Origin of the sequence: Bacteroides nordii (genome assembly GCF_019930665.1) — a bacterium.
Lineage (GTDB): Bacteria > Bacteroidota > Bacteroidia > Bacteroidales > Bacteroidaceae > Bacteroides > Bacteroides nordii.
The window spans coordinates 3,329,559-3,353,774 of record NZ_CP082886.1 but is presented as its reverse complement, the minus strand read 5'-3'; the positions used below and the strand labels follow the sequence as shown (position 1 = coordinate 3,353,774).

The 24,216-nt window shown below is 41.2% G+C and carries 16 protein-coding genes; 8 read left to right on the top strand and 8 right to left on the bottom strand.

Translation table 11 applies throughout. From position 1 onward, the window contains the following. Positions 1–137: 137 nt before the first annotated feature. The 3 genes from ruvA to K8P02_RS13315 are packed head-to-tail and all read left to right on the top strand — an operon-like array spanning position 138 to position 9,163. On the top strand, positions 138–734 hold the full coding sequence (gene ruvA, locus K8P02_RS13325; RefSeq protein ID WP_002562440.1) for a Holliday junction branch migration protein RuvA: 597 nt from the start codon (positions 138–140) through the stop codon (positions 732–734). Beyond that, a complete protein-coding gene (gene sov, locus K8P02_RS13320) occupies positions 731–8,122 on the top strand; it encodes a T9SS outer membrane translocon Sov/SprA (protein ID WP_025866740.1) in 7,392 nt (2,463 codons plus the stop codon). Before ruvA ends, sov begins: the two co-directional genes overlap by 4 nt. 51 nt (positions 8,123–8,173) lie before the next feature. After that, a complete protein-coding gene (locus tag K8P02_RS13315; protein ID WP_223381365.1) occupies positions 8,174–9,163 on the top strand; it encodes a DUF3843 family protein in 990 nt (329 codons plus the stop codon). A 245-nt stretch (positions 9,164–9,408) separates the two neighbouring features. Here the strand turns inward: K8P02_RS13315 and K8P02_RS13310 are convergent, their stop codons facing one another. The 6 genes from K8P02_RS13310 to K8P02_RS13285 all read right to left on the bottom strand — a co-directional run bounded on the left by K8P02_RS13310 (position 9,409) and on the right by K8P02_RS13285 (position 16,276). Further along, positions 9,409–11,565: a TonB family protein gene (locus tag K8P02_RS13310; protein WP_025866742.1), complete on the bottom strand. Its 2,157-nt coding sequence runs from the start codon at positions 11,563–11,565 to the stop codon at positions 9,409–9,411. 12 nt (positions 11,566–11,577) lie between these two features. Then, the gene (locus K8P02_RS13305) at positions 11,578–11,940 is read right to left on the bottom strand and encodes a BlaI/MecI/CopY family transcriptional regulator (protein WP_007487070.1); all 363 of its coding nucleotides are present in this window, start codon (positions 11,938–11,940) and stop codon (positions 11,578–11,580) included. 117 nt (positions 11,941–12,057) lie between these two features. Next, positions 12,058–12,264 (bottom strand): Arc family DNA-binding protein, encoded by a 207-nt coding sequence (locus K8P02_RS13300; RefSeq protein WP_002562434.1) that lies wholly within the window; start codon positions 12,262–12,264, stop codon positions 12,058–12,060. Positions 12,265–12,398: 134 nt separating this feature from the next. Continuing rightward, positions 12,399–13,337 carry an SPFH domain-containing protein gene (locus tag K8P02_RS13295; RefSeq protein ID WP_025866743.1) on the bottom strand — a complete coding sequence of 313 codons (939 nt, stop codon included), beginning with the start codon at positions 13,335–13,337 and terminating at the stop codon, positions 12,399–12,401. Positions 13,338–13,837: 500 nt separating this feature from the next. After that, on the bottom strand, positions 13,838–15,070 hold the full coding sequence (locus tag K8P02_RS13290; protein ID WP_025866744.1) for a PLP-dependent transferase: 1,233 nt from the start codon (positions 15,068–15,070) through the stop codon (positions 13,838–13,840). 36 nt (positions 15,071–15,106) lie between these two features. Next, entirely contained in the window at positions 15,107–16,276 is a 1,170-nt protein-coding gene (locus K8P02_RS13285; RefSeq protein ID WP_223381363.1) for a MalY/PatB family protein, read from the bottom strand. Positions 16,277–16,461: 185 nt separating this feature from the next. Between K8P02_RS13285 and K8P02_RS13280 the strand changes: the two genes are divergently transcribed. The 4 genes from K8P02_RS13280 to rpiA all read left to right on the top strand — a co-directional run bounded on the left by K8P02_RS13280 (position 16,462) and on the right by rpiA (position 20,802). After that, positions 16,462–16,899 carry a hypothetical protein gene (locus K8P02_RS13280; RefSeq protein WP_025866745.1) on the top strand — a complete coding sequence of 146 codons (438 nt, stop codon included), beginning with the start codon at positions 16,462–16,464 and terminating at the stop codon, positions 16,897–16,899. Positions 16,900–16,973: 74 nt separating this feature from the next. Further along, a complete protein-coding gene (locus K8P02_RS13275) occupies positions 16,974–17,759 on the top strand; it encodes a Cof-type HAD-IIB family hydrolase (RefSeq protein WP_195570438.1) in 786 nt (261 codons plus the stop codon). 1 nt (position 17,760) lies between these two features. Continuing rightward, positions 17,761–19,809 (top strand): AAA family ATPase, encoded by a 2,049-nt coding sequence (locus K8P02_RS13270; protein WP_122201857.1) that lies wholly within the window; start codon positions 17,761–17,763, stop codon positions 19,807–19,809. Positions 19,810–20,094: 285 nt separating this feature from the next. Beyond that, positions 20,095–20,802: a ribose 5-phosphate isomerase A gene (gene rpiA / locus K8P02_RS13265; RefSeq protein WP_025866746.1), complete on the top strand. Its 708-nt coding sequence runs from the start codon at positions 20,095–20,097 to the stop codon at positions 20,800–20,802. Between the two features lie 61 nt (positions 20,803–20,863). On the opposite strand, the gene K8P02_RS13260 is transcribed toward rpiA, so the two are convergent. Next, a complete protein-coding gene (locus tag K8P02_RS13260; protein ID WP_044157945.1) occupies positions 20,864–21,376 on the bottom strand; it encodes a TlpA family protein disulfide reductase in 513 nt (170 codons plus the stop codon). 179 nt (positions 21,377–21,555) lie between these two features. Continuing rightward, positions 21,556–22,404 (bottom strand): outer membrane protein assembly factor BamD, encoded by an 849-nt coding sequence (locus tag K8P02_RS13255; RefSeq protein ID WP_002562425.1) that lies wholly within the window; start codon positions 22,402–22,404, stop codon positions 21,556–21,558. Positions 22,405–22,558: 154 nt separating this feature from the next. Between K8P02_RS13255 and K8P02_RS13250 the strand changes: the two genes are divergently transcribed. Then, entirely contained in the window at positions 22,559–23,992 is a 1,434-nt protein-coding gene (locus tag K8P02_RS13250) for a CCA tRNA nucleotidyltransferase (protein ID WP_122201858.1), read from the top strand. The last annotated feature ends 224 nt before the right edge of the window (positions 23,993–24,216 follow it).

Sequence of the window (24,216 nt, the reverse complement as noted above, 5' to 3'; positions counted from 1 at the left end):
AACATATTTCTTTTTTTATGCTGCAAAAATAATCATTTTTTCTGTTTCTGTCGGTGAAATGGTTGTTAAAGTTAGTTTTTGTTACTCAAGGTTAGTGAAGCACAATATTTGTCGTGCGCGTGCGTTAATAAAGTATTATGATAGAATACGTCAAAGGCGAGATTGCCGAACTTAGTCCGGCAACAGCAATAATCGATTGTAACGGTTTGGGGTATGCCGTGAATATTTCATTAAATACATACTCTGCAATTCAAGGGAAAAACACTTGTAAACTATATATTCATGAAGCCATTCGCGAAGATGCGTATGTGCTGTATGGCTTTGCTGATAAACAGGAACGTGAACTCTTTTTGTTGTTGATCTCTGTATCGGGTATTGGTGGCAATACGGCACGAATGATTCTTTCGGCACTTTCGCCGTCGGAGTTAGTTAACGTTATCAGTACGGAAAATGCTAATTTGTTGAAGACTGTGAAGGGGATCGGATTGAAAACTGCACAGCGTGTGATTGTAGATTTAAAAGATAAAATAAAGACTGCTGCGCCAGTAGCAGGGGGAGGGCAGAGTACTTTGCTGTCTGCCATGAATACGGAAATACAGGAAGAAGCTGTTGCTGCACTGACGATGCTTGGGTTTGCTGCGGCTCCCTCACAAAAGGTAGTACTTGCCATTTTGAAGGAAGAACCTGATGCTGCTGTAGAACAAGTGATAAAACTGGCCTTGAAGAGATTATGAGAATGATGTGCCAATATGCTAATGTATCGATGTGCCAATGTGCTGTGCTGTTATATCGCAGGTTCGTTGGCACATTGGCACATTGGCACATTGGCACATTGGCACATTACTCCATTGTCATATTATTCTTATTTTTAGGAAGTTTGCCTGTTGCAGCGCAGATACTGCAACCTATGCCCATTGTTGAGGAAAAGGTAGAGTATGATGCATTGACCAATCGCTATTTGATCCGTACTATTATCGGCGGGCAGGAAATGGACGTTCCTATCATAATGACTCCCGCTGAGTACTTAGATTGGAGTATGAAACGCTCCATGCAGAATTACTACCGTCAGCGTAATGACTCCGTATTTTCTAAGGGAAAAGAGGAGTTTGACTTTACGAATATGAAATTTAATCTTGGTCCGGCTGAAAAAATATTTGGTCCGGGGGGTGTTCAGATTCGTACTCAGGGAAGTGCAGAACTCAGTTTGGGAGTAAAGTACAATAATGTTCAGAACCCTACTTTGCCTGAAAGTATGCGTAAAACCTGGGGATTTGATTTTGATGAGAAAATTAATATTAATGTCAACGGTAAGGTCGGGGATAAGGTAAACCTTGACATGAATTATAATACGGACGCTACTTTTGACTTCGACAGTAAAAAACTGAAACTGAAATATGAGGGCAAAGAGGATGAGATAATAAAACTGCTTGAAGCGGGTAACGTGAGTATGACTACCGGCAACTCGTTGATACGCGGTGCTACTTCTTTGTTTGGTGTGCGTGCCGATTTACAGTTTGGAAAGTTAAAGTTGCAAACAGTGATCAGCCAGCAGGAGAGTGAATCAAAAACCGTTAATAGTAAAGGAGGGGCACAGACCATTCCTTTTGATTTCTCAGCAGATGAATATGATGAGAACCGGCACTTCTTTCTGGCACACTATTTTCGCGATACGTATGACCATAATATGGCACAATTACCTAATATTCTTTCCGGAGTGAAAATTAACCGGGTTGAGGTTTGGGTAACGAATAAGCGAGGTAATTATGAGAACCCGCGTAATATTGTAGCTTTTACGGATTTAGGAGAGTCTCAAGCCTATATTAGTAAGGGAGCTCCGTGGATCGCAATCTCTAAGGACACCCTTCCACCTGCTAATGGTGATAATAATCTTTATCAGCAGATGACAAGCACCTATAGTGCTGCACGTAATATAAGTGCAGTAAATTCTGTGATAGGATCCATTCCTGGGATGGAAAGCGGCATGAATTATGAAAAGATAGAGACGGCCCGGTTGTTGACTTCCTCGGAGTATACAGTGAATACTACTTTAGGTTACATCTCTTTAAAACAGACTTTACAATCAGATGAAGTACTCGCTGTAGCTTTTGATTATACCATTAATGGAAAGACCTATCAGGTCGGTGAGTTTTCATCCGATATCAAGGAGACGTCCGACTGTCTTTTCGTGAAACTGCTAAAAAATACTTCCAACTCTCCGGATGCTGCTTGCTGGGACCTGATGATGAAGAACGTTTACTCACTGAATGCCTATCAGGTACAGAAAGAAAAATTTACATTAAATATCACTTATCTGAGTGACACCACCGGAGTTTATTTACGTTATATTCCGGAGGGTAAGATCAATAAGATACCTTTACTTAAAGTAATGAATCTGGATCGCTTGAATAGTAAGAATCAGCTAGGAGGTGACGGCTTTTTCGATTTTGTGGAGGGATATACGGTCAATGCACAGAATGGCCGTATCTTTTTTCCGGTAGTAGAGCCTTTTGGATCGTATCTGGAGACAAAATTTGATAACCCGAACATTGCTAAGAAATATGTTTTCAAGGAATTATATGACTCTACTCTTACCGTAGCGCGTCAGTTGGCTGAGAAGAATAAATTCCGTTTACAAGGTGAATATCGTGCTTCGTCTGCCAATGAAATACGTCTTGGTTCGATGAATGTGCCACGGGGATCAGTACGTGTTACGGCCGGTGGACGGACACTGACTGAAAATTCCGACTATTCGGTCGATTATACAATGGGAGTAGTTACGATCCTCAATCAGAGCATTATTGATGCCGGAACTCCTATCAGTGTAAATCTTGAAAGCAATACGTCTTATAATATGCAGCGTAAGACAATGTTGGGATTGAACTTTACGTATGATTTTTCGCCTGATTTCCAGTTCGGAGGTACTGTGATGTATCTGAAAGAGAAGCCGCTGACTACCAAAGTGGCTATGGGAGACGAACCTATATCGAACACCTTGTGGGGGTTGAATGCCTCCTGGAAACGTGAAAGCCAATGGTTAACTAATATGGTAGATAAGTTGCCGTTTGTGGAGGCTACTGCTCCTTCCAATATTAATCTCGGATTGGAATTTGCTCAGCTTCTTCCGGGACATGGGGGAGGATTGCAGGACAACTCTTCTTATATAGATGATTTTGAGAGTGCACAAAGTGGTATCGATCTGCATCAGCCTTTGTATTGGCAACTCTCTTCTACACCCTTTAAGGCAACGGGACCTGATAATCTCGAATTGTTTCCCGAATCGAGATTGTCTGATAGTATTCCCTATGGAAAGAATCGTGCTTTATTGGCATGGTATCATATCGATGGATTATTTACGCGCCGTAACTCTTCACTTACTCCGACACACATAAAGAATGACCTCGATCAACTCTCGAATCATTATGTTCGTGAGGTGTACGAATCTGAGTTGTATCCCAAAAAGGAGCTGAATAATATGGAAGCATCTACTATGTCTATATTGAATGTGGCTTACTACCCTCAGGAACGTGGTCCTTACAATCTGGATAGAGACCTTGACGAAAATGGTAACTTGCTGCAACCGGAAAAGCGGTGGGGAGGTATGATGCGTAAGATTGAAACAACCGATTTTGAGAAGGCCAATATTGAATATGTTGAATTTTGGTTGCTCGATCCTTTTATTTATGCAGATGGAGATGAACCGGGAGCGGATAATACACGTAGAAAAAATGCTCGGAGTACAACAGAGGGCGGATATCTGTATCTTAATTTAGGAGATGTATCTGAGGATATCCTGAAAGATGGTAAGAAGTTTTTTGAAAACGGTTTGCCTATTGATGGTGATGAATCAAAAGTAGACTATACAAACTGGGGGCGTGTTCCTAAAGATCGTAGCCTTGTATATGCTTTTGATAATACGGCAGGAGCACGCAAAAAGCAGGATGTCGGATTGAATGGACTTTCGGTAGAAGATGAACGTGCTTATCCTACTTATGTTAAGTATTTGGAAGAAATCCGGCCAAAATTGAATGCTTCTGTTTTTGAAAAGTTCTACGAGTCGCCTGCAGGTGATAAATATCATTATTTCCGGGGTTCCGATTACGATGCAGAGGAAAAGAGTATTCTCGAACGTTACAAATATATCAATAATACCGAAGGGAACTCGGCCGCTAATGAAGATTCTCCTGAGGGGTATCCGACGGCTGCTAAGACTTCTCCTGATATAGAAGATATTAATCAGGATAATACACTTTCGGAAACAGAAAAATATTTCCAGTATCGTATTCATCTGACTCCATCTGAATTGAAAGTGGGTACGAACAATATTACCGATAAGCGTGTCACTAAAGTGAAATTGCGTAACGGCCAAACGGAAGAGGTGACCTGGTATCAGTTTAAAGTGCCAGTACGCAGTGGTACACCTGTTGGAAGTATCAGAGATTTCAAGTCGATACGGTTTATGCGTATGTTCCTTACCGGGTTTTCTAAACCTGTGATTTTGCGTTTTGCCACTCTCGAACTGGTACGTGGTGATTGGCGTACGTATACAGATCCGTTGTACAACCTTCAGAATCCTGCACCTACAGTGACAGGTACCTTGGATGTTTCAACCGTTAATATTGAAGAGAATGGGGATAAGACACCTATTAACTATGTGATGCCTCCGGGTATTAGTCGTGTTATTGATCCGGGACAACCACAGTTGCGTCAGCAAAATGAACAGGCTATGAGCTTGAAAGTTGAAAACCTTGCGCCGGGTGATGCACGTGCTGTTTACAAAAATTCTACGATGGATATGCGCCAGTACCGCCGGTTGAAGATGTTCACTCATGCCGGGGCTTTAACAGGCGATGTAACTGACCCTAAAGACGGAGAATTATCTGTTTTCATTCGTCTGGGTTCCGATTATAGTTCTAACTTTTATGAGTACGAAATCCCGTTGAAGCTAACTCCGGCAGGCAATTATAATGGAGACTCAGATGTTGATAAACTGATAGTATGGCCTAAAGATAATATGCTGGATATTGCACTTTCTGTGTTTACTGACATAAAGAAGAAGCGCAACCAAACAAAGAATAATTCGCTTTCGGGGGTAAGTTATGGAAAGCTTTATTCTGAATATGACCCTGACAAACCAGCCAATAAGGTAAGTATCATAGGTAATCCGTCACTTGCAGAGGTGAAGACGATGATGATTGGTGTGCGCAATAATTCACGTGCCAAGAAGTCGGCAGAAATCTGGGTAAACGAATTGCGTCTGTCCGATTTTGACGAAGAGGGTGGCTGGGCAGCACAGGGAAATATGAATGTGCAGTTGTCGGATCTTGGAAGTATCAGTATGGCGGGACATGTAGAGACTGCCGGTTTTGGTGGACTGGAACAGAGTGTAAGCGAACGTCGCCTGGATGATTATTATCAATACCAGTTTACTACTACGTTTGAGTTGGGACGTTTTTTCCCGAAGGCTGTGAAACTTAGCGCACCGGTCTATTTTTCATATTCCCGTGAAAAGACTTCTCCCAAATATAATCCGTTGGATCAGGATATGCTGTTGAAAGATGCGCTGGATGCTTTGTCTACAAATGCCGAACGAGATTCATTACGTAATATCGCTAATACGATAACGACCTATAAGAATTTTAGTTTGAGTAATATGCGTGTGGGAGTTACCAGTAAGAATCCGATGCCTTATGATCCGGGGAACTTCACAATGAGCTATAGTCGCACGAACAGACATAATCAGGGTAGTACCACTGTCTATGAGAACGAAACGGACTGGCGGGGGGCACTTTCTTACAATTATGCTCCTGTATATAAAGCCTGGGAACCGTTCAAAGGATTGAAGAGTAAATCAAAATGGATGAAGTTCGTTAAAGAACTCAATTTGAGCTATCTGCCGCAGAATATCTCTTTCAATACGGACATGAACCGGCATTACTATGAACTTCAGTTGCGTGATATGGAGAACCTGAGTGATCCGGCAGAAATACCAGTTAGTGTGGCAAAGGATTTTCTTTGGAATCGTGACTTCTCTTTGCGTTGGGATCTGACTAAAAATCTTCGTATGAACTTTACGTCAGCTACTCATGCTGAAATAGAAGAACCCTACGGAGTGGTGAACAGAACGCTTGATCCGGATGAATATGAAGCAAAGAAAGATACAATACGGCGTAGTCTGCTTAGTTTCGGACGTCCGATTGATTATCAACAGACATTTAATGCTACGTATAAATTGCCGTTTGATAAGTTCCCTGTTACAGACTGGATGACAGCAGATACGCGTTTCAATTCTTCTTATAGCTGGGATCGTGGTGTCTCTCTATCTGATGGAAAAGAAATGGGTAATACAATTGCAAACCAACGGACTTTTGATGTGAATGGGCGTCTCAATTTGGAGACTTTATATAATAAGGTGCCTTTTCTTAAAGAGACAAATCGCCGTTTTGCTACTACCTCTTCGACGCGTCGTCCTAATAATCGGCAGAAAGCAAAACCTAAACGGTATGAAAAAGAGATACAGTTGAAGAAAGATACTACTATAACCGTTCGTCACAGTTTAGGTTCGAAAAAGCCTAAGGTTTCAGCACTGACGGTTGATGGTGATCGCTATCCTATTCGCTATAAGGTGATAGATGCTAATACGATCCGTATTGAAACCAGAGATAGTGTCCGGGTGAAACTGACGGCTATCCAAGGGCCGAAGCCGGAGGATAATCCCTGGTATAAAATAGCGCAATCGGCAGCACGCGTCGCTATGATGGTGCGTAATGTAAGTATTACATATAAGAATACATATGCTATGACTTTGCCGGGTTTCCAGCCTGAAATAGGGGATATGCTTGGACAAACGAGAGGGAGTTCCGGTTTCGCTCCCGGTCTTGATTTTGCTTTTGGTATGACAGGTGGAGATTATATTGATAAGGCAATCCGGAATAACTGGCTTATTCAGAATAATTCTAATATAGAGCCTGCCACTACTAATGCTCAGGAAGATCTACAGATACGTATGACCCTGGAGCCTTTGCGTGATTTGAAGATATACCTTAATGCAGGGCGCACACGCAATGACTCCCGCTCTATACAATTTATGTACGATGGAATGCCCGAGGTACGAAGTGGTAACTTTAATATGACTGTTATAACGATTGGTAGCTCTTTTGAACGACATAATCCATCCAATGGATATTCCTCGTCTTCTTTCAATCGTTTCTTAGGAAATCTGGATGTGATTCAAAAGAGAGTAGAACAATTGTATCAAGGCGTTTCCCTTCCGGGAATGGAGCATTATCCGCAGACTTTTAATAGTATTAGTAAATACAATTCGAGTGTGATGATACCTGCCTTCCTGGCGGCTTATACGGGTAGGGATGCGGGTAAAAGCTCGCTGGATATTTTCCCGGGAATACTCTCGATGATGCCTAACTGGCGTGTAACTTATAGCGGACTGAGTAAACTTGAGTTTTTCAAGAAGTACTTTAAGAGTGTGACCCTGACCCATGGTTATCGTAGTACTTATAGTGTGGGTAGTTATAGTACTTTTCAGAGTTTCCATAGCTATATGGGAGATCTGGGATTTGTAGACGATGTACAGACAGGTATCCCTGTTCCTTCATCTATATACGACGTTTCGGCTGTTTCTATCAATGAGCAATTCTCTCCTTTATTTGGAGTGGATGTGACTTTTAAAAATGGTATCACTACCAAAGTGGAGTACAAGACTACGCGTATTCTGAATCTTAGCCTTGCAGCCAATCAGGTAGTAGAGAGTGGAACGAAGGATTTTGTGGTAGGTATGGGGTATAAGATTATGGGACTGGAACTCTTCCCCGGGCGTAATACGAAGAACTCTAAGAATAAAATAAGTAATGACCTTGCTTTGCGTGCGGATGTATCCTTCCGCAATCAGTTTGCACTTTGCCGGGATATTCAGCAAGTCACTACGCAGGCTACCAGTGGTAACAAAGCACTCAAGATATCTTTCTCTGCGGATTATACGCTCAGCCGCTTACTTAGTGTGAGTCTCTATTATGACCGTCAGAAGAACACCCCGCTTGTGTCTGCTTCCTCCTATCCGGTGACCAGTGCTGATTTCGGTATGCGTCTGAAGTTCTCACTCACGCGATAGTATGTTTTGAAAATCATTACCTTTGTCTACGTAAAAAATAAACGTATAGTTATGATAAAAAATAAAAAGATACCAATGGCCTTATGGCTACGGAGCCATTCCCGTACAAGGGTTACTTCTACTGACGGATGGTATCTGCGATTTGCTGATGAACTTTTTTCACTGATCGCCTCTTCCCGGTTGTATACAGATAAAACACCGGAAGATATACAAAATGTTGCTGTCTTGCTTACTATATATCTGGAAGACAGTATTGCAAATGATGGTGGCTGGAGACGTTTTAGTGATTTATGTTATAAGTTATATGGTCGTAATCTCCCTTTTTATGAAATTCCGGCAGATTATGTCTCTGATGAGATAAATGAAGTGGATATTGCCTTTGTACTGTGGAAACTTAATTCAAATGATGATGATGAAGCAGTCATTGCCAATCCTTTTGATGAAAAGATATTAGAATTGGCAAATAATGTATATGAGGCAATGGATGTTGTTTTTGAAGAAGCGCCAATTTGTGAAATTCCTTCCGATGATTGGGTATTGCCTTCTGAGCAATTGTTGAAGGAAAGAACAGAAATACCTTCTATACAGACGGATACGGTCTTACCGGAAAGCGTGAGATTATTTTTGGCTGCTACAGGAGGAGAGCAACTTATGTATTTCCCGCATTATGAACAGATGGAGGCTTTTTTTGTGAAACATTTGCACTGGAGTCGGACAGATATACCGGATAAGCTGGATGCGGAGTTTGGTAATACGGTTGTTTTTGCTAACCCCAAAGGAATTCTCGTAGCACCTGGTGTGGCATGGTTCTTTTGTGATAAGCGTAATGAAGTGGCATATGATAAGGAAATGGCTATGAAAGAGGGTTACAAGTTGTTTACGGATAAGGGGTATTGTCCGTTTGATTTGTTGAAATATGGTGTGGAACGGAATTTGTTCCCTGATGTCCGGTTGCCTTTTGAGAATGGAAAAGAAATATTAGGAAAGAACTGGGATTTTATTGCCCGTTACTTTCTGGGTGAATATTATGAAGGAACCTAATTATGACGATAAAAAATAATAATACCCGTTCAGGTGCTTCCCGCTCTAAAAGTAGCGAAAAGGCAAAGCCTACTGGGAAACGAATTGGAAAGTCAAAACCCGCTAAGGCGAACAATCAACTGAATAGACGGGTGAAATAATGTACTAAACCGGGAATTGTGTTAAAAGTTATATGAAACAAGGAATGGCGGACTCTATGTCCGGCACTCCTTGTTGAAACAATTAAGAGAGAGAGTATTTGTTTATTAATCAGCTTTTAGAGTAACAATAAGTGGAGTAGTGTTCTCTACTTTTACTTTCGCTGTTTTCATATCAATATAACTGATAGAAAGAGTTGAATTTTTAGGGGCATCCAATACGAAAGTTCCATCACGGTCTGCCACAGTACCGGTGGTGGTTCCTTCAATAAGTACACAGGCACCTACTACAGGGTTGCCGCTTGTGTCTTGTACTTTACCTGCTATTCTGATCTTTCCGTCCGATGGCATATTTACGCTTTGAACTTCTCCACGAACCCCACGGATGCGTATTCCTGTATCATTTGATCGGGTTATTATTCTTACTTCCGTTTTTCCGGATACATTCATAACTTTTATTCCATACGTGTTACCTTTTTCTGGGCGCAGTGCCTGGATTTCTGTAGCAGAAACAGGTTTGTCATTCAGAAAATAGGAAACGTCTTTAGCTTTCACATTATTTTCTTGATAGAGGGCGTCTAATCTTTCACCCAGAGTTTTCGTTGGTTTCTCTTTTTGGGCCGCATATTCTTCTTTGGTTTTCAAGGTTATCAGAATAACACCATTCGCTCCGCGTGCACCATAAATAGCAGTTGCCGAAGCATCTTTCAGTACAGAAATAGATTCTATCCAGTCCGGATTTATCGCATTCATCATATTATTACTAATTTCTTTACCATCTACGATAATGAGCGGATAGTCTGTTTTTTCAATTGGAAAACTTTCTTTAATCGAAAATGAAGTACTCTTTTCCATACGAAATGCTATAGGGAGGGTGTACTGGGTAGCTACTGCTTTGCTTTTTCCTTTCTCGTCTGTTTTCTTGCCGGGGGTCCATTGCGGCATATTCTCTATTAACCGGAGGGCTTCTGCATCTAAGGAAGGATCTACGCTACGTGCGATTTTAGGAGAAGTCACTTTTCCTTTTTCATCTACTACAAATTGTACGATAACACGCCCTTGTGTGCCTTTCTCTTTGGCTTCGGCCGGGTATTTCATATTCTTATCCAGATACTCCTTAAGGGCTTCTGTACCACCGGGAAACTCTGGCATTTCCTCCATATCTGACAGAGCGTCTTCTTTGGAAGAGATAGTAACGATAACGGCCTCTTTTTGTTTTGTTTTCACGGTATCCTTCACGGTAAGAGGTGCTGGAATAACTGTTGGATTTACTACGGTACTCTCAGCAGAAGGAATATTTTCTGCCACTTTCGTTTCTACAATTGCTGTCAAATCATTAACTTTGACGGCTGAAATCTCTGCAGCTTTTTCAGAGATCTCGGGACGGGCAAAGGCTGTTACTGTAACGGCTGCTAACGGGAGTACATACAGATACTTTAAGCGTGCCCATGGATTGGATTTTTCTTTTAACATCATAGTGATACGTTTTTTAAGTGTACTGTGATTAAAGCTGTTGGCCATAGAGTAGAGCCTTGTGCCGACAGCTTTTTTAATTAATAATAGTTGATATTGTTTTGCATCGACGCCTTCTTTAATAACCGTTTCATCTGCTTCATATTCATGAATGTTTTGCAATTCCTGTTTCAGTAACCAGGCTGCGGGATTAAACCATTGGAAGAATATGCAGACGTCTGCTATCAGTAAATCGATAGAATGACGGTTGCGGATGTGTGCTGTTTCGTGGATGAGTATTTCACGTCCGTTTTCCTCGATATCAGCACGGGAAATAACGATATATTTCATCCAGCTAAAAGGGGCTATCTCCTTATTATGTGTGATAACCTGTATACCGGAGTAATATTTTTCTTTTTTACCCGAACGGAGCAGTAGTAATAACCGGGTGAGTGAATAGAAATTTCGACAGGCAAAAAACAGAATACCTGCAAGGTAAGTAATCAGCCCTATCTGTATGCCCGACAATGTATTGCTATTAGCCTCTACAGGAGTAGTAACACTAACTGTGTCCTGATAGAAATTTGCCATTATCAGAAGTTGTTCAAGGGTGAGCATCGTTTTTGCCATTTCGGTGTGCTGGGTAGTAGTGACCTCAATCAGAGGAATGAGCAATGACAGGAGTAGAATCCCGAGCAGGGCAACCCTGTTGAAGCGGTGAAAGGTTTCTTTGCTTAGCAACAGTCTGTAGAATAGGTAGAACAATGCCAGGCAAATAGCTGATTTGAGTATGTAGGCAAAAAAGAGTCCCATAGTATTCGTTTTTTATTTGTTTGCTCGTTCTACTTCGTCAATGAGCTGCCTGAGATCATCAAGAGAGATATCTTCTTCCTTGACCAGTGAAGATACGGCACTAAGATAAGAGTTATTGAAATATTTGCTAATGACATTTTTTAAAGTACCCTTACGGAAAGCTTCTTCACTGACGATAGCGTAATATTGATAGGTATTGCCATAAGTATTGTGTGCAAGAAAACCTTTATCCTCCAGTCCGCGGACAATGGTGGACAGTGTATTGAAATGTGGCTTCGGTTCATTATAGAAAGCCAGCATCTCTTTTACAAACAAAGGGCCTTTTTCCCAGAAAAAACCCATGATCTCTTCTTCTTTCGCTGTTAGTCCTTTCATAACTTTATCTATGTTTAAGACAAAGAACGAAAAGTTTTAGTTCATAAACTAATTTTTGTAGTTAATAAAAACTAAAGAGATGATTTATACAGGGAGTCTGTTTAAACAACTCGTATTTTATGTATTTTCCTCTTCTTCTTGTTCCGGTTTTGGATTCTTAGATTTTTTGATTCGTCCACTTTTCTTCAACGCTTCGGCAATGATCCACTGAAGCTGGCCGTTCGTACTACGAAACTCATCGGCTGCCCATTTTTCAATGGCATCCATTGTTTCGGCATCTACGCGCAGAACGAAACTTTTAGTTGAAGATTCTTTTTTAGCCACGGTACTTATTCCTGTTTTTATGTCCTACGCCCCATCATCAATGTCTGATAATGAGGCGCAGAGAGATTTATTATTTTATTATTCAAACACTCTGTTTGCAGCATTAGTGGTATTTGCCACGAAATTCATTCTGATTAATGATTCAATGTTCCGGTATTTACTACTGGTTGGGCAGCCTCATCAGCGCAGAGTACAACAAGCAGGTTACTCACCATTGCTGCTTTCTTGTCTTCATCCAGTTCAACAATTTCCTCCTCCGAAAGTTTATGAAGTGCCATTTTTACCATAGAAACGGCTCCTTCTACTATTTTTTCTCTTGCACTGATAATGGCTGACGCTTGTTGACGGCGTAACATGACTGCAGCAATTTCGGGAGCATAGGCAAGGTAGTTGATACGAGCTTCAACAACCTCCATTCCTGCCATGGCGAGACGTTCGTTGAGTTTTTGTTCCAGTTGTTCGTTGATTTCTTCACCCCCAGAGCGTAGAGTAAGTTCTTCGACGTCGGATTCACTATCGTCATAGGCGTATTGTCCGGCTACCTGTCGGAGAGCGGCATCACTCTGTATCATCACGAAATTCTCAAAAGCATTCATACGACTGGCTACAGCATTACTACCGGTTGCCACGTTGGCCATGGTTTGAGAGTCTATTTCAAACATGGCTTTATAGGTATCTTTTAATTTCCATACAAGTACCAGTCCGATAAGAATCGGATTGCCGATTTTATCATTTACTTTGATAGGTTCTATGTCAAGGTTACGAGCGCGGAGAGAAAGCTTTTTTGCATCCAGGAAGGGATTCATCCAAAAGAAACCGGTTTCTTTGAATGTACCTTTGTATTTGCCGAAGAAAACCATAGTACGGGCTTCGTTTGGTTCCAGGCGATTGAATCCAGGTATAAAAAGCATGGAAATAAGGATTCCCAAAAGTCCTGCAGTGACAGTGAAACCATTGGGACGAGCAATGAGAAAGAACGAAGCAATACTTACTCCCAATAATAAAGCAATAATAAACAGCATGGCAAAACCATTCATCTTAAAGCCAGTGAAAAGAGTTTCTTTTGTTTCCATAAGTTATGATTTTAGTGATATCATTTTGATATCACAAATATATCATTATTATTTTAGTATAAACAATGGAAAAGGAATATATTCTTATATGTATTAATGTTTTTTATGAAGAAAGATTATAATAACGTAGTTAACTCGTTTTTGTACGGTTTTGAATGTATTTCACCACAGAGGTCGCAGAGGGCACAGAGTTTAAATTTTTAATGAAACGCAGATGAACGCAAATTCTCGCAAAGGGAAATAACGATAAAATAAAGAACTACAGTTTTTTAATCTGCGTTCTGCGATCATCCGCGTTTCATCAGAGAAAATAATATCTCTGTGCCCTCCGTGTCCTCTGTGGTGAACTGATTCATTTCGGATCAGCTTTGAATAAAACTTGAAACAGACTTCTATATTTAGTATATAAAAATTCCACAGACTAATATTTTCTCACAATAAGTGAAATAAAATATTAGTTTGTGGAAAACGATATAATCCGTAGAATTTCTCAGGCAGGGTTATACTAATGCCTGGCTGATATCGGTTAGTAAGTCTTCTGCACTTTCAAGCCCAACCGAGAGGCGGATTGTTTTTGGACTGACATCCATGCTTTGCCGTTGTTCTTCGGTGAAAGAACCGTAGATAGTGCTGGCCGGATGAATGGCAAGTGTTTTATTATCAAATAAATTGGTTGCCCGCCGAATGAGCTGCAAGCGATTCATAAAACGGAAGCAGGCTTCGCGTGATGCAAGGTCAAATGTAAGCATAGCACCGGGATAAGCACCAAACTGTTTCGTACTTAATTGATAAAACGGATTGGATTCGAGGCCGGTATAGTTAACCGCTTCCACTTGAGGCAGGGTTTGCAGGCGTTGTGCTAACTGTAGGCAAGTGGCAGCCTGCCGTGCATAGCGTACTTCCATAGTTTCGATACCTAACGTCTGCATATAAGCAACCTGGGGAGTCATGTATGCACCTAAATTACGGTGGATTTCCTTACGTAACTTCGCAGTAAAGGTAGAAGCACCAAACTGATCTGCCATGGAACGAAGTTTTTTCGAGTTCCTCCAGTCGAAGGTGCCATAATCGAGAATAAGACCACCCAGACTGGTGGCTCCGCCAGAAATGTATTTGGTACTGGAAACAATCTCGATATCTACCCCGAATTCATTGGCATGAAAGATGTGAAACGGCACAACAGTAGTATCTGCTATCAAAGGAGCACCTATCTGGTGTGCTATGCCGGAGAGTACTTTTAAATCGGCTACTTCAAGCTGGGGATTGGTGATAACTTCAAGAAAGACGGCGCAGGTGTTTTCATCAACCTGAGCACGAACAGCTTCGGGGTTTGTAAGGTCGTAAAAGCGAACTTCAACTCCGAATGCAGCGAGCGTACTTTTAAAAAATGAATAAGTATTACCGAAAAGGTGGGCGGAAGTAACAATGTTGGCTCCTGCTTGTGCCAATGTGAAAAAGATATTGCTGATAGCCGCCATACCGGAATTCAATGCTGTGACGCTTAGCGCACCTGTGATTGTTTGAATACGTTTCTCAAAATACTGAACGGTGGGATTGGTTATTCGCGAATATGCATGATCTGCCGTATGTCCGCAAAAAGCTTCCTCCATAGCTTCCGCCGTATCAAATTCATAAGCAGCAGTATTATATACCGGCATGGAGAGTGAATGATAAGCATCTTCTTTATCAAAAGGAGTATGCAGAAGTTCCGCTTCAAAGCTGTTCTTATTCATTTTATCTTTAGTTATTAATTCTCTGTTTATTATTGTTTATCGGTTGTCACATGCTTTTTTCAATTGTTTTAATGCTTTTTCGAGCACACTGCGTGGGCAGGCTACATTGAGTCGCATGAAACCTTCACCTTCTTTACCAAACATAGTTCCGTCGTTTAGTGCAAGATGTGCACCGTCCACAAAAAGGTCTACCAACTCTTTTTGATTCAGTCCCAATGTTCTGCAATCAAGAAAAACGAGGTAAGAAGCCTGTGGACGAATCATTTTAATATTCGGAATATATTCGCTAAGAAAGGCATCTGTGAAATCGATATTCGACTGAATATAGGCAAGAACCTGATCGAGCCATTCGGTGCCGTTACTATAGGCGGCAGCTACACTAAGGTAAGCGAACAAGTGTCCTTCGCTAAGCTCGCTTGCCTCCATGTATTCCTGAAAACAGCGACATATCTCTTTGTTCTCGATGATGCAGTACGAGCTTGCCAGTCCCGGCATATTAAATGCTTTGCTGGGAGACATGAACACGAGTGAATTTTGACGTGCTTTCTCTGACACAAGTGCAAAAGTGATATGCTGATACGGTGGTAAGGTCAGATCGGCATGAATTTCGTCAGAGATGACGAGTGTCTTGCTTTCATAGCATATTTCAGCTATTTGTTCCAGTTCTTCCCGTGTCCATACACGACCTCCGGGGTTGTGCGGATTGCTAAGAATCAATATCTTACATCCCTGTATGTCTTTACGGAAACGGTCAAAGTCAATATAATACTGTCCGTCGCGAAGTACCAACGGACTATACACCACTTCACGTTTATTTTTCTCTGTTACCAGAAAAAAAGGATGGTATACAGGTGGCATCACCATTACTTTATCGCCCTTTTCTGTGAAACATTGTATGGCAAATGCCAACCCACGGACAATACCCGGCATAAAAGTCAGTTCTTCACGCCCTACTTTCCAGCCATGACGACTCTGCAACCAATTGATAATGGAAGTATACCACTCTTCGCAGGCAAAAGTATAACCCAGCACTTCGTGTTCCAACCGTTTCCTCAAAGCTTCCATTACGAATGGCGGAGTACGAAAATCCATATCCGCTACCCACATAGGGAGCAGATCATTACGTCCCCAACGTTCGCTCACGGCATCCCACTTTACGGATTCCGTTCCACGACGGTCTATTATTTCATCAAAATTATATTTCATCTTAATATTCTGTTTTAGTACTAATATGCTTGCAAATGTACAATTCATCTGTTGCATAATGAAAACAGAAGTAAGAAAATTAATCCGGAAAGAAAAAAATACCACAAATGTGGTAGGGGATATGCAGTATTTACTATAATTATGCATTTTCTAATAAAGAATGCTAACTAAAAACATCTCATCCTATGAAAAAAATATCTGTTATTCTCCTTTTATTGGGACTTGTTGTTATTGCAGGATGCCATAATGATAAAGAAGAAGAGAGTGTTGTTTGTACGTGTGAGCTCCGCCAAATCAATATTCGTGCTGTTTATACCGATGGAACTCCGGTTGTTTTGGATAAGTTTGAAACGATTAATTTAGAGACCGGACAAAAAATGGAATTTGGCGGCGATACGCATTATATTATGGATGCGTATTATAAAGATAGCGGGCAATATCCGGTTATGAACGATGATTACCGGAAGGAATTGGAAAATAAGCCCTTAAAAATCAAGTTTCTTGGTTATAAGAACGAACAAGTTGTTATAAAAGAAGCCTTTATTGTTTCTGCTGATGAATGCCATGTATATATGGTTGATGGAAATGATAGCGTCATTTTGCCGTTACCCGATAAGCATTAACGTTCGCAAAGATTAAATAAAACCACAGCCGTTCTACTTCTTTTTTGTACTTTTGTAGCATAAAAAGGAACACTATGACGAAAGCCCTGTTTTTTGATATCGACGGTACATTAGTGAGTTTTGATACGCATGCTATCCCGGCCTCTACTATCGAGGCGTTGATTGCCGCTCACAAGAAAGGAATTAAGATTTTTATCGCCACAGGACGTCCGAAAGCGATTATCAACAATTTGTCTGCCATTCAGGATCTTGGATTGATAGACGGTTACATCACTATGAACGGAGCTTATTGCTTTGTGGGTGATGAAGTTATTTATAAGAGTGCTATTCTTCCCGGTGAAGTACAGACATTGGCACAAATCTGTGAGAAGAAAGGATATCCTTGCATTTTTGTCAGCGAACACAACTTGTCTGTTTGTCAACCCAATGAACTGGTTCATCAGATATTTTACGACTTCCTGCATGTGAACAAGATGCCGGTGAAGACTTTTGAAGAAGCCATACAAGAGGAAATTTTTCAGATGACTCCGTTTATTACCGCAGAAGAAGAGAAGGAGATACAATCGTTGATTCCAAATAGCGAATCCGGACGTTGGTTTCCGGCTTTTGCAGATATCACGGCAAAAGGAAATACAAAGCAAAAAGGCATTGACGAGATGATTGCACATTTTGGTCTTAAACTGGAAGAGACTATGTCATTCGGTGATGGAGGTAATGATATCAGCATGTTGCGTCATGCTGCCATTGGTGTCGCTATGGGAAATGCCAAAGATGATGTAAAGCAGACGGCAGATTATATAACTGCTTCTGTAGATGAAGATGGAATCGCAAAGGCTTTGAAACACTTCGGAGTGATTTAGAGTGGGTGCAACAACAGTAGATACTAACAATAAAGAGTTTCAGGATGCCCTGAATCTTATCCAATATACCCGCCAGTCTGTCTTTCTGACAGGAAAGGCCGGTACGGGTAAGTCCACGTTTCTGCGCTATATCTGTGCCAATACAAAAAAGAAGTATGTAGTGCTTGCTCCTACCGGTATTGCTGCCATTAATGCAGGTGGAAGTACTATGCATAGTTTTTTCAAACTTCCTTTTTATCCTATTCTGCCGGACGATCCGAATCTGAGCCTTCAACGGGGGCGTATCCATGAATTCTTTAAATATACAAAGCCACACCGGAAATTGCTTGAGCAGATAGAATTGGTGATTATTGATGAGATCTCGATGGTGAGGGCGGATATTATTGATGCTGTAGATCGTATTCTGCGGGTATATTCCCGTAATTTACGGGAACCTTTCGGGGGGAAACAAATACTGCTTGTAGGAGATGTATTCCAGTTGGAACCTGTGGTGAAAAACGATGAGCGGGAGATATTGAATCGTTTTTATCCTACGCCTTATTTTTTCTCTGCACGTGTGTTTGGTGAGATTGACCTCGTGTCAATTGAGTTGCAGAAGGTGTATCGGCAGAGTGATCCGGTCTTTGTCAGTGTACTTGACCATATACGCAATAATACTGCCGGAGCAGCCGATTTACAACTACTTAATACACGATATGGTACACAGATAGAAGAGAGTGAAGAAGATATGTACATCACTCTCGCTACACGACGGGATAATGTGGACTATATCAATGATAAAAAACTGGCCGAACTTCCCGGTGATCCGGTAACTTTTGAAGGTGAAATAGAGGGGGACTTTCCGGAAAGTAGTCTGCCCACTTCCAAAGACCTGGTGCTGAAGCCGGGTGCACAGATTATATTTATCAAGAATGACTATGACCGCCGTTGGGTAAATGGTACTATCGGTACCATAGCAGGTATTGACGATGACGACGGAACGATTTATGTTATAACAGATGATGGGAAGGAATGTGATGTAAAGCTGGATTCCTGGAGAAATATCCGTTATCGCTATAATGAAGAAAAAAAGGAGATTGAAGAGGAGGTTTTAGGAACTTTCACCCAATATCCCATTCGCCTGGCATGGGCTATCACTGTACACAAAAGTCAGGGATTGACATTCAGCCGTGTGGTTATCGATTTCACCGGAGGAGTCTTTGCCGGAGGACAGGCGTATGTGGCATTGAGCCGTTGTACATCGCTGGAGGGCATTCAACTAAAGAAGCCGATTAACCGGGCGGATGTTTTTGTACGACAGGAGATTGTGAATTTTGCCCAGCGTTTCAATAACCGGCAGGCTATAGACAAAGCGTTGAAACAAGCGCAGGCAGATGTGCAATATGTAGCTGCTGCCCGTGCTTTCGATCGTGGGGATATGGAGGAGTGTCTGGAACAATTCTTCCGCGCCATTCATTCACGTTATGACATTGAGAAGCCGGCTCCCCGCCGACTGATCCGTCGGAAGCTGGAAGTAATAAACACATTACGTGAACAGAACCGGCAACTGAAAGAGCAGATGCGGGCACAGCAGGAATATCTCAAGAAGTATGCCCGTGAATATTTACTTATGGGCAATGAATGTATCACGCAGGCACATGATGCCCGTGCTGCCCTTGCAAATTATGATAAAGCATTAGAGCTCTATCCTGACTACATAGATGCCTGGATTCGTAAAGGGATCACCTTATTTAATAATAAGGAATATTTTGATGCCGAAACTTGCTTTAGTACGGCTATACGCATTAGCCCTGCCAGCTTCAAGGCTTTTTATAACCGTGGGAAGCTTCGTCTGAAATCCGAGAATACGGAAGGAGCCATTGCCGATCTTGATAAGGCAACTTCATTGAAACCTGAACACCCTAAAGCGCATGAATTCTTTGGGGATGCTCTGTTGAAAGCAGGCAAAGAAGCGGAAGCAGCCCTTCAATGGCGTATCGCCGAGGAATTAAAGAAAGCGCTTTCCGCACGGGGAAGTACGCCAGGCGATGATAACAAAAGGGGTACTTAATTCGTTATTTATAGATAAACTTGTTTCAGTGTTATTTAAATTTGAACGGAAAGAAATCAAACTCATCACAGAGTGACACAGAGTAGTATTCCTCTGATTAAAATGCGGATGATCGCAAATGAACGCAGATTAAAAGACTGTAGTTCTTTATTATATATTTGTTTCCCTTTGCGAAAATCTGCGTTAATCCGCGTTTCATCAAAGATTTAAACTCTGTGGAACTCTGTGTTACTCTGTGGTGAAACACACTCAAAACTGGAAGTATAATAAACAAAATACATGATTATGGAATGGAGGAATAACTTGATTACCGGCTTGCAGTGGTCCGATGATATAATTAACAGGGAAGGCAAGGAACAGGTGGCACACCAATTGGCTGCACGGGTGAAAGACGGTGAAGTAATTGGTGCAGGTTCCGGTTCCACTGTCTATCTCACTCTTTTTGCCATAGCCGAAAGAATCCGGAAAGAACAGCTTCATGTTGAGGTGATTCCTGCTTCGATAGAGATTTCAATGACTTGTACGCAGTTGGGCATTCCACAGACAACTCTTTGGGAGAAGCATCCGGATTGGACTTTTGATGGTGCCGACGAGGTAGATCCCTTCCGCAATCTTATTAAAGGAAGAGGAGGAGCGTTGTTTAAAGAAAAACTATTGATAAAAAGCAGTGACCGGATTTTTATTGTTGTGGACGATAGTAAGTTTGTTTCCCGGCTGGGTAGTAAGTTTCCTGTTCCCGTTGAGGTCTTTCCTACTGCGATGGTGTATGTAGAAAATCAGTTGAAAGAACTTGGAGCCTCAAAGATTATCTTGCGCATGGCTAAAGGAAAAGACGGACCAATACTCACCGAGAATGGAAATTTTATTCTTGATACCTGGTTTGGGGAAATTGGTGAGTCCTTAGAAAAAGAGATAAAAAATATCACAGGGGTAATTGAAAGCGGACTTTTTATAGGATATGATATAGAAGTATTAGTCGCCAAACAAAAATAAGAATTGGGGTGCTTCCCGCACGGGGAGGTACGACAAGCGATGGTTTATCTTGAGTTCCGGATTATTCCGGAACTTTGATAAGGTTATTTATTTGTGTACTGATTGTTTCTGCAACAACATTGGAAGAGTCATCGGAAGTGAAAACAATAATCCCCTGGGGAGAGGCAATATAAATGCGAGGTATATTCTGTGAAGCGAACTTCTTGAAAACAGCATCATTCTCCTGGGCGGAATAGGGGATTGTAAGCTGGTTATTAGTCCAGTATTCTGTCAGACTTTCGTATCCCTGAGATCTGCTTATAATTATGAAACGGACAATCTCATTATCTTTGAACTGCTGATAAGCACTTTCTATTTCCGGCAGTTCTTTCCGGCAATCGGGGCATCCGGTATTGACGAATGCAATCAGGCATACCTTACCACGGAGTGTAGCTGTTGATACAATATTTCCACCATTATCCTCTACCGAGAACTCCGGTAAGGTATCTCCCGGTTTTAATGAAAATACATCCGGATCTTCCTGAATACACCTTCCGAAGATGAACAGGAGTGAAATTAACAATGTCAATCTCATGAAAGCTGACGCAATTGTACTTTTAGTATAGGGTATTGAAATTAACATTGCTGACGGTAAATTGAGTGATCTTGTTTTTACTTTGCAAAAGTACGTACTTCATACATACCAAAGTACGTACTTTTATCTATATAAAGTACGTATTTAACACAGTATTAAATACGTACTTTCTTTCTTACTTATTTGGTTTCTTTTTCAGTCGCTTCTTTCTGTTGTTTCTGTTCTATTTTCTTTGTTACAAATTGTATTTTCAGGTTAGCTTCTTCCTGTTCCTTCTTTATTTGCTCGATGGACGACAGTAGTTGTGATAATTCATAAATACCGGCAAGTGCTTGTCTGTCGGCAGAGGTCATGGTAGTAGTATACTTGCGGTCTCCAATGTATTCTACTTTGATATTTTTGTCCCGGTTCAGGTAGAGGAATCCCATTACATTGCCATCTGCCCCCATTTTATAATCTGCTTTTTCTATTTTTTCTCCCAGATCAGTTGTTTCATAACTGTCTTTAGATGCAGGAGTTTCGGCAAAACTACCATCAGGAGCTATTACTTTCACTGCAAAGTGATGAAGGTTACTTCCGCCGCAATAAATAGAAGTCATACTCATCACTCCCTGTTCATTCACTTGAAACCGCAGGAAGGAGCGGTGTAGATTCTTCTCTACCGTTTGGGTAGGCCAGAAGTAGTTACCCGTTTGTTGGTATTCAGCATCTTTTTCCAGTACGTATTTGTTTTTAATCGATTCAAATTCTTTCTGCTTTGTTTGCAAAATACTGTCCAGATAAACCAGGCTCTGCTGTTGTTCTTTTAATTCTATCTGCTGCATCAGGCTTATACCTTCTCTCCGTGCATCGAAAGCTTTGGGATAGAGTATTTTGATACTGTCTATCTGCAATTTGGCTTCGTTGTAATCTCCTTGCTCAAAGGCTGTACGGGCTGTAGTCAGTCTTTCATTGGCTTTTTTTTCTGCGTCGTTACCGCAAGAGGCTAATACAAGCGTGGCACATAGTCCTACAATCAGTTTCTTCATTTTGTTGTTCTTTAGTTATGAATGACAAAAATACAAATTTAGTGTGAAGAGCGTAGCGTGAAGGATGAAAAGTTGTACCTTTGCACTCCAAAAGTAGTAGTTGGCAGTTGGAATTCAATTCCGGCTACTAAATTCTAACTTCTAAATACCAATTATGATAGAGTTGACTCAGGAAGAACTGAAACAGCGATTTAACGATAAGATATTCGGTCAGATTTCAGAAACAGCCGATGCGCTCGGATTAGAGTGTTATGTGGTGGGCGGATACGTCCGCGATATTTTTCTGGAACGCCCTTCTAAAGATGTAGATGTAGTAGTGGTGGGAAGCGGCATTGAGATGGCGCAAGCATTGGGCAAACATTTGGGCAAAGGTGCTCATGTGGCACTTTTCAAGAATTTTGGTACTGCGCAGGTGAAGTATCACGGCACTGAAGTGGAGTTTGTGGGTGCCCGCAAAGAATCTTACCAGCGTGATTCACGAAAGCCCATTGTGGAAGACGGTACATTGGAAGATGATCAGAATCGTCGTGATTTTACGATCAATGCGCTTGCCGTTTGTTTGAATAAAGCACGGTTTGGTGAATTAGTCGATCCGTTTGGAGGGATAAATGATCTGAAAGAAAAGGTTATACGTACTCCGCTTGATCCGGATATAACATTTAGTGACGACCCTTTGCGGATGATGCGTTGCATTCGTTTTGCTACCCAACTTGGCTTCTACATTGATGATAATACTTTTGAATCGTTGTGTCGCAATTGTGAACGGATTAAAATTATTTCGCGTGAACGGATTGCAGATGAACTGAACAAGATCATTCTTTCTCCTGTACCTTCTAAAGGTTTTATCGATCTGGAACGGAGTGGGTTATTGCCACTTATTTTTCCCGAACTGGCAGCGTTGCAAGGAGTAGAAACACGGAATGGGCGGGCACATAAAGATAATTTTTATCATACGCTCGAAGTACTTGATAATATCAGTAAGAAAACGGATAACCTTTGGCTTCGTTGGGCAGCTCTGTTACACGATATTGCCAAACCTGCTACCAAACGGTGGGAACCTAAAATCGGATGGACTTTCCATAACCATAATTTCATTGGTGAAAAGATGATTCCTACCATCTTCCGGAATATGAAATTGCCCATGAACGAGAAGATGAAATATGTGCAGAAAATGGTAAGTCTGCATATGCGTCCTATCGTGATTGCCGATGACGTTGTGACGGATTCTGCCGTGCGTCGTCTGCTTTTTGAGGCAGGAGATGACATTGATGATCTGATGACTTTGTGTGAAGCTGATATCACTTCTAAAAATATGGAGCGTAAACAACGTTTCCTGAATAATTTTAGTTTGGTACGTCAGAAGCTTAAAGATCTGGAAGAGAAAGATCGTATTCGTAATTTTCAGCCTCCGGTAAGCGGTGAGGAGATTATGGAAATATTCGGACTTTCTCCCTGTAAGGAGATTGGTTCGTTAAAAAGTGCTATAAAAGATGCGATTTTAGATGGTATTATTCCTAACGAATATGAGGCTGCCCGTGAACTAATGCTCAAGAAAGCAGAAAGAATGGGACTTAAACCAATAAAGTGAAATAGGGATTCAGAGAAAAGTGCCGGTTGTATTTAAGTGAAATACAACCGGCACTTTTTATATATATAACTATTTTATAAAATGCTGTGTTGTAACGGAAAACCGTGATGGTTCTTGTCTTTTTGTTTGTTTCTGATGTTATTCTTTTTTCTTTTCTGTTTTATTTTCAAATAAAACTGTCTTTGCAATAAAAAAATACCGTTCATGTTATGGCTTGTTCGATA

Coding starts and splice junctions, on each gene's coding strand:
- K8P02_RS13305 (WP_007487070.1), bottom strand. CDS start 11,940: ATGAAAGGACTAACAGCGAAAGAAGAAGAGATCATGGGTTTTTTCTGG.
- K8P02_RS13310 (WP_025866742.1), bottom strand. CDS start 11,565: ATGGGACTCTTTTTTGCCTACATACTCAAATCAGCTATTTGCCTGGCA.
- K8P02_RS13290 (WP_025866744.1), bottom strand. CDS start 15,070: ATGAATAAGAACAGCTTTGAAGCGGAACTTCTGCATACTCCTTTTGAT.
- K8P02_RS13275 (WP_195570438.1), top strand. CDS start 16,974: ATGACGAAAGCCCTGTTTTTTGATATCGACGGTACATTAGTGAGTTTT.
- K8P02_RS13250 (WP_122201858.1), top strand. CDS start 22,559: ATGATAGAGTTGACTCAGGAAGAACTGAAACAGCGATTTAACGATAAG.
- rpiA (WP_025866746.1), top strand. CDS start 20,095: ATGGAATGGAGGAATAACTTGATTACCGGCTTGCAGTGGTCCGATGAT.
- K8P02_RS13280 (WP_025866745.1), top strand. CDS start 16,462: ATGAAAAAAATATCTGTTATTCTCCTTTTATTGGGACTTGTTGTTATT.
- K8P02_RS13295 (WP_025866743.1), bottom strand. CDS start 13,337: ATGGAAACAAAAGAAACTCTTTTCACTGGCTTTAAGATGAATGGTTTT.
- K8P02_RS13260 (WP_044157945.1), bottom strand. CDS start 21,376: ATGAGATTGACATTGTTAATTTCACTCCTGTTCATCTTCGGAAGGTGT.
- K8P02_RS13285 (WP_223381363.1), bottom strand. CDS start 16,276: ATGAAATATAATTTTGATGAAATAATAGACCGTCGTGGAACGGAATCC.
- ruvA (WP_002562440.1), top strand. CDS start 138: ATGATAGAATACGTCAAAGGCGAGATTGCCGAACTTAGTCCGGCAACA.
- K8P02_RS13315 (WP_223381365.1), top strand. CDS start 8,174: ATGATAAAAAATAAAAAGATACCAATGGCCTTATGGCTACGGAGCCAT.
- K8P02_RS13255 (WP_002562425.1), bottom strand. CDS start 22,404: ATGAAGAAACTGATTGTAGGACTATGTGCCACGCTTGTATTAGCCTCT.
- sov (WP_025866740.1), top strand. CDS start 731: ATGAGAATGATGTGCCAATATGCTAATGTATCGATGTGCCAATGTGCT.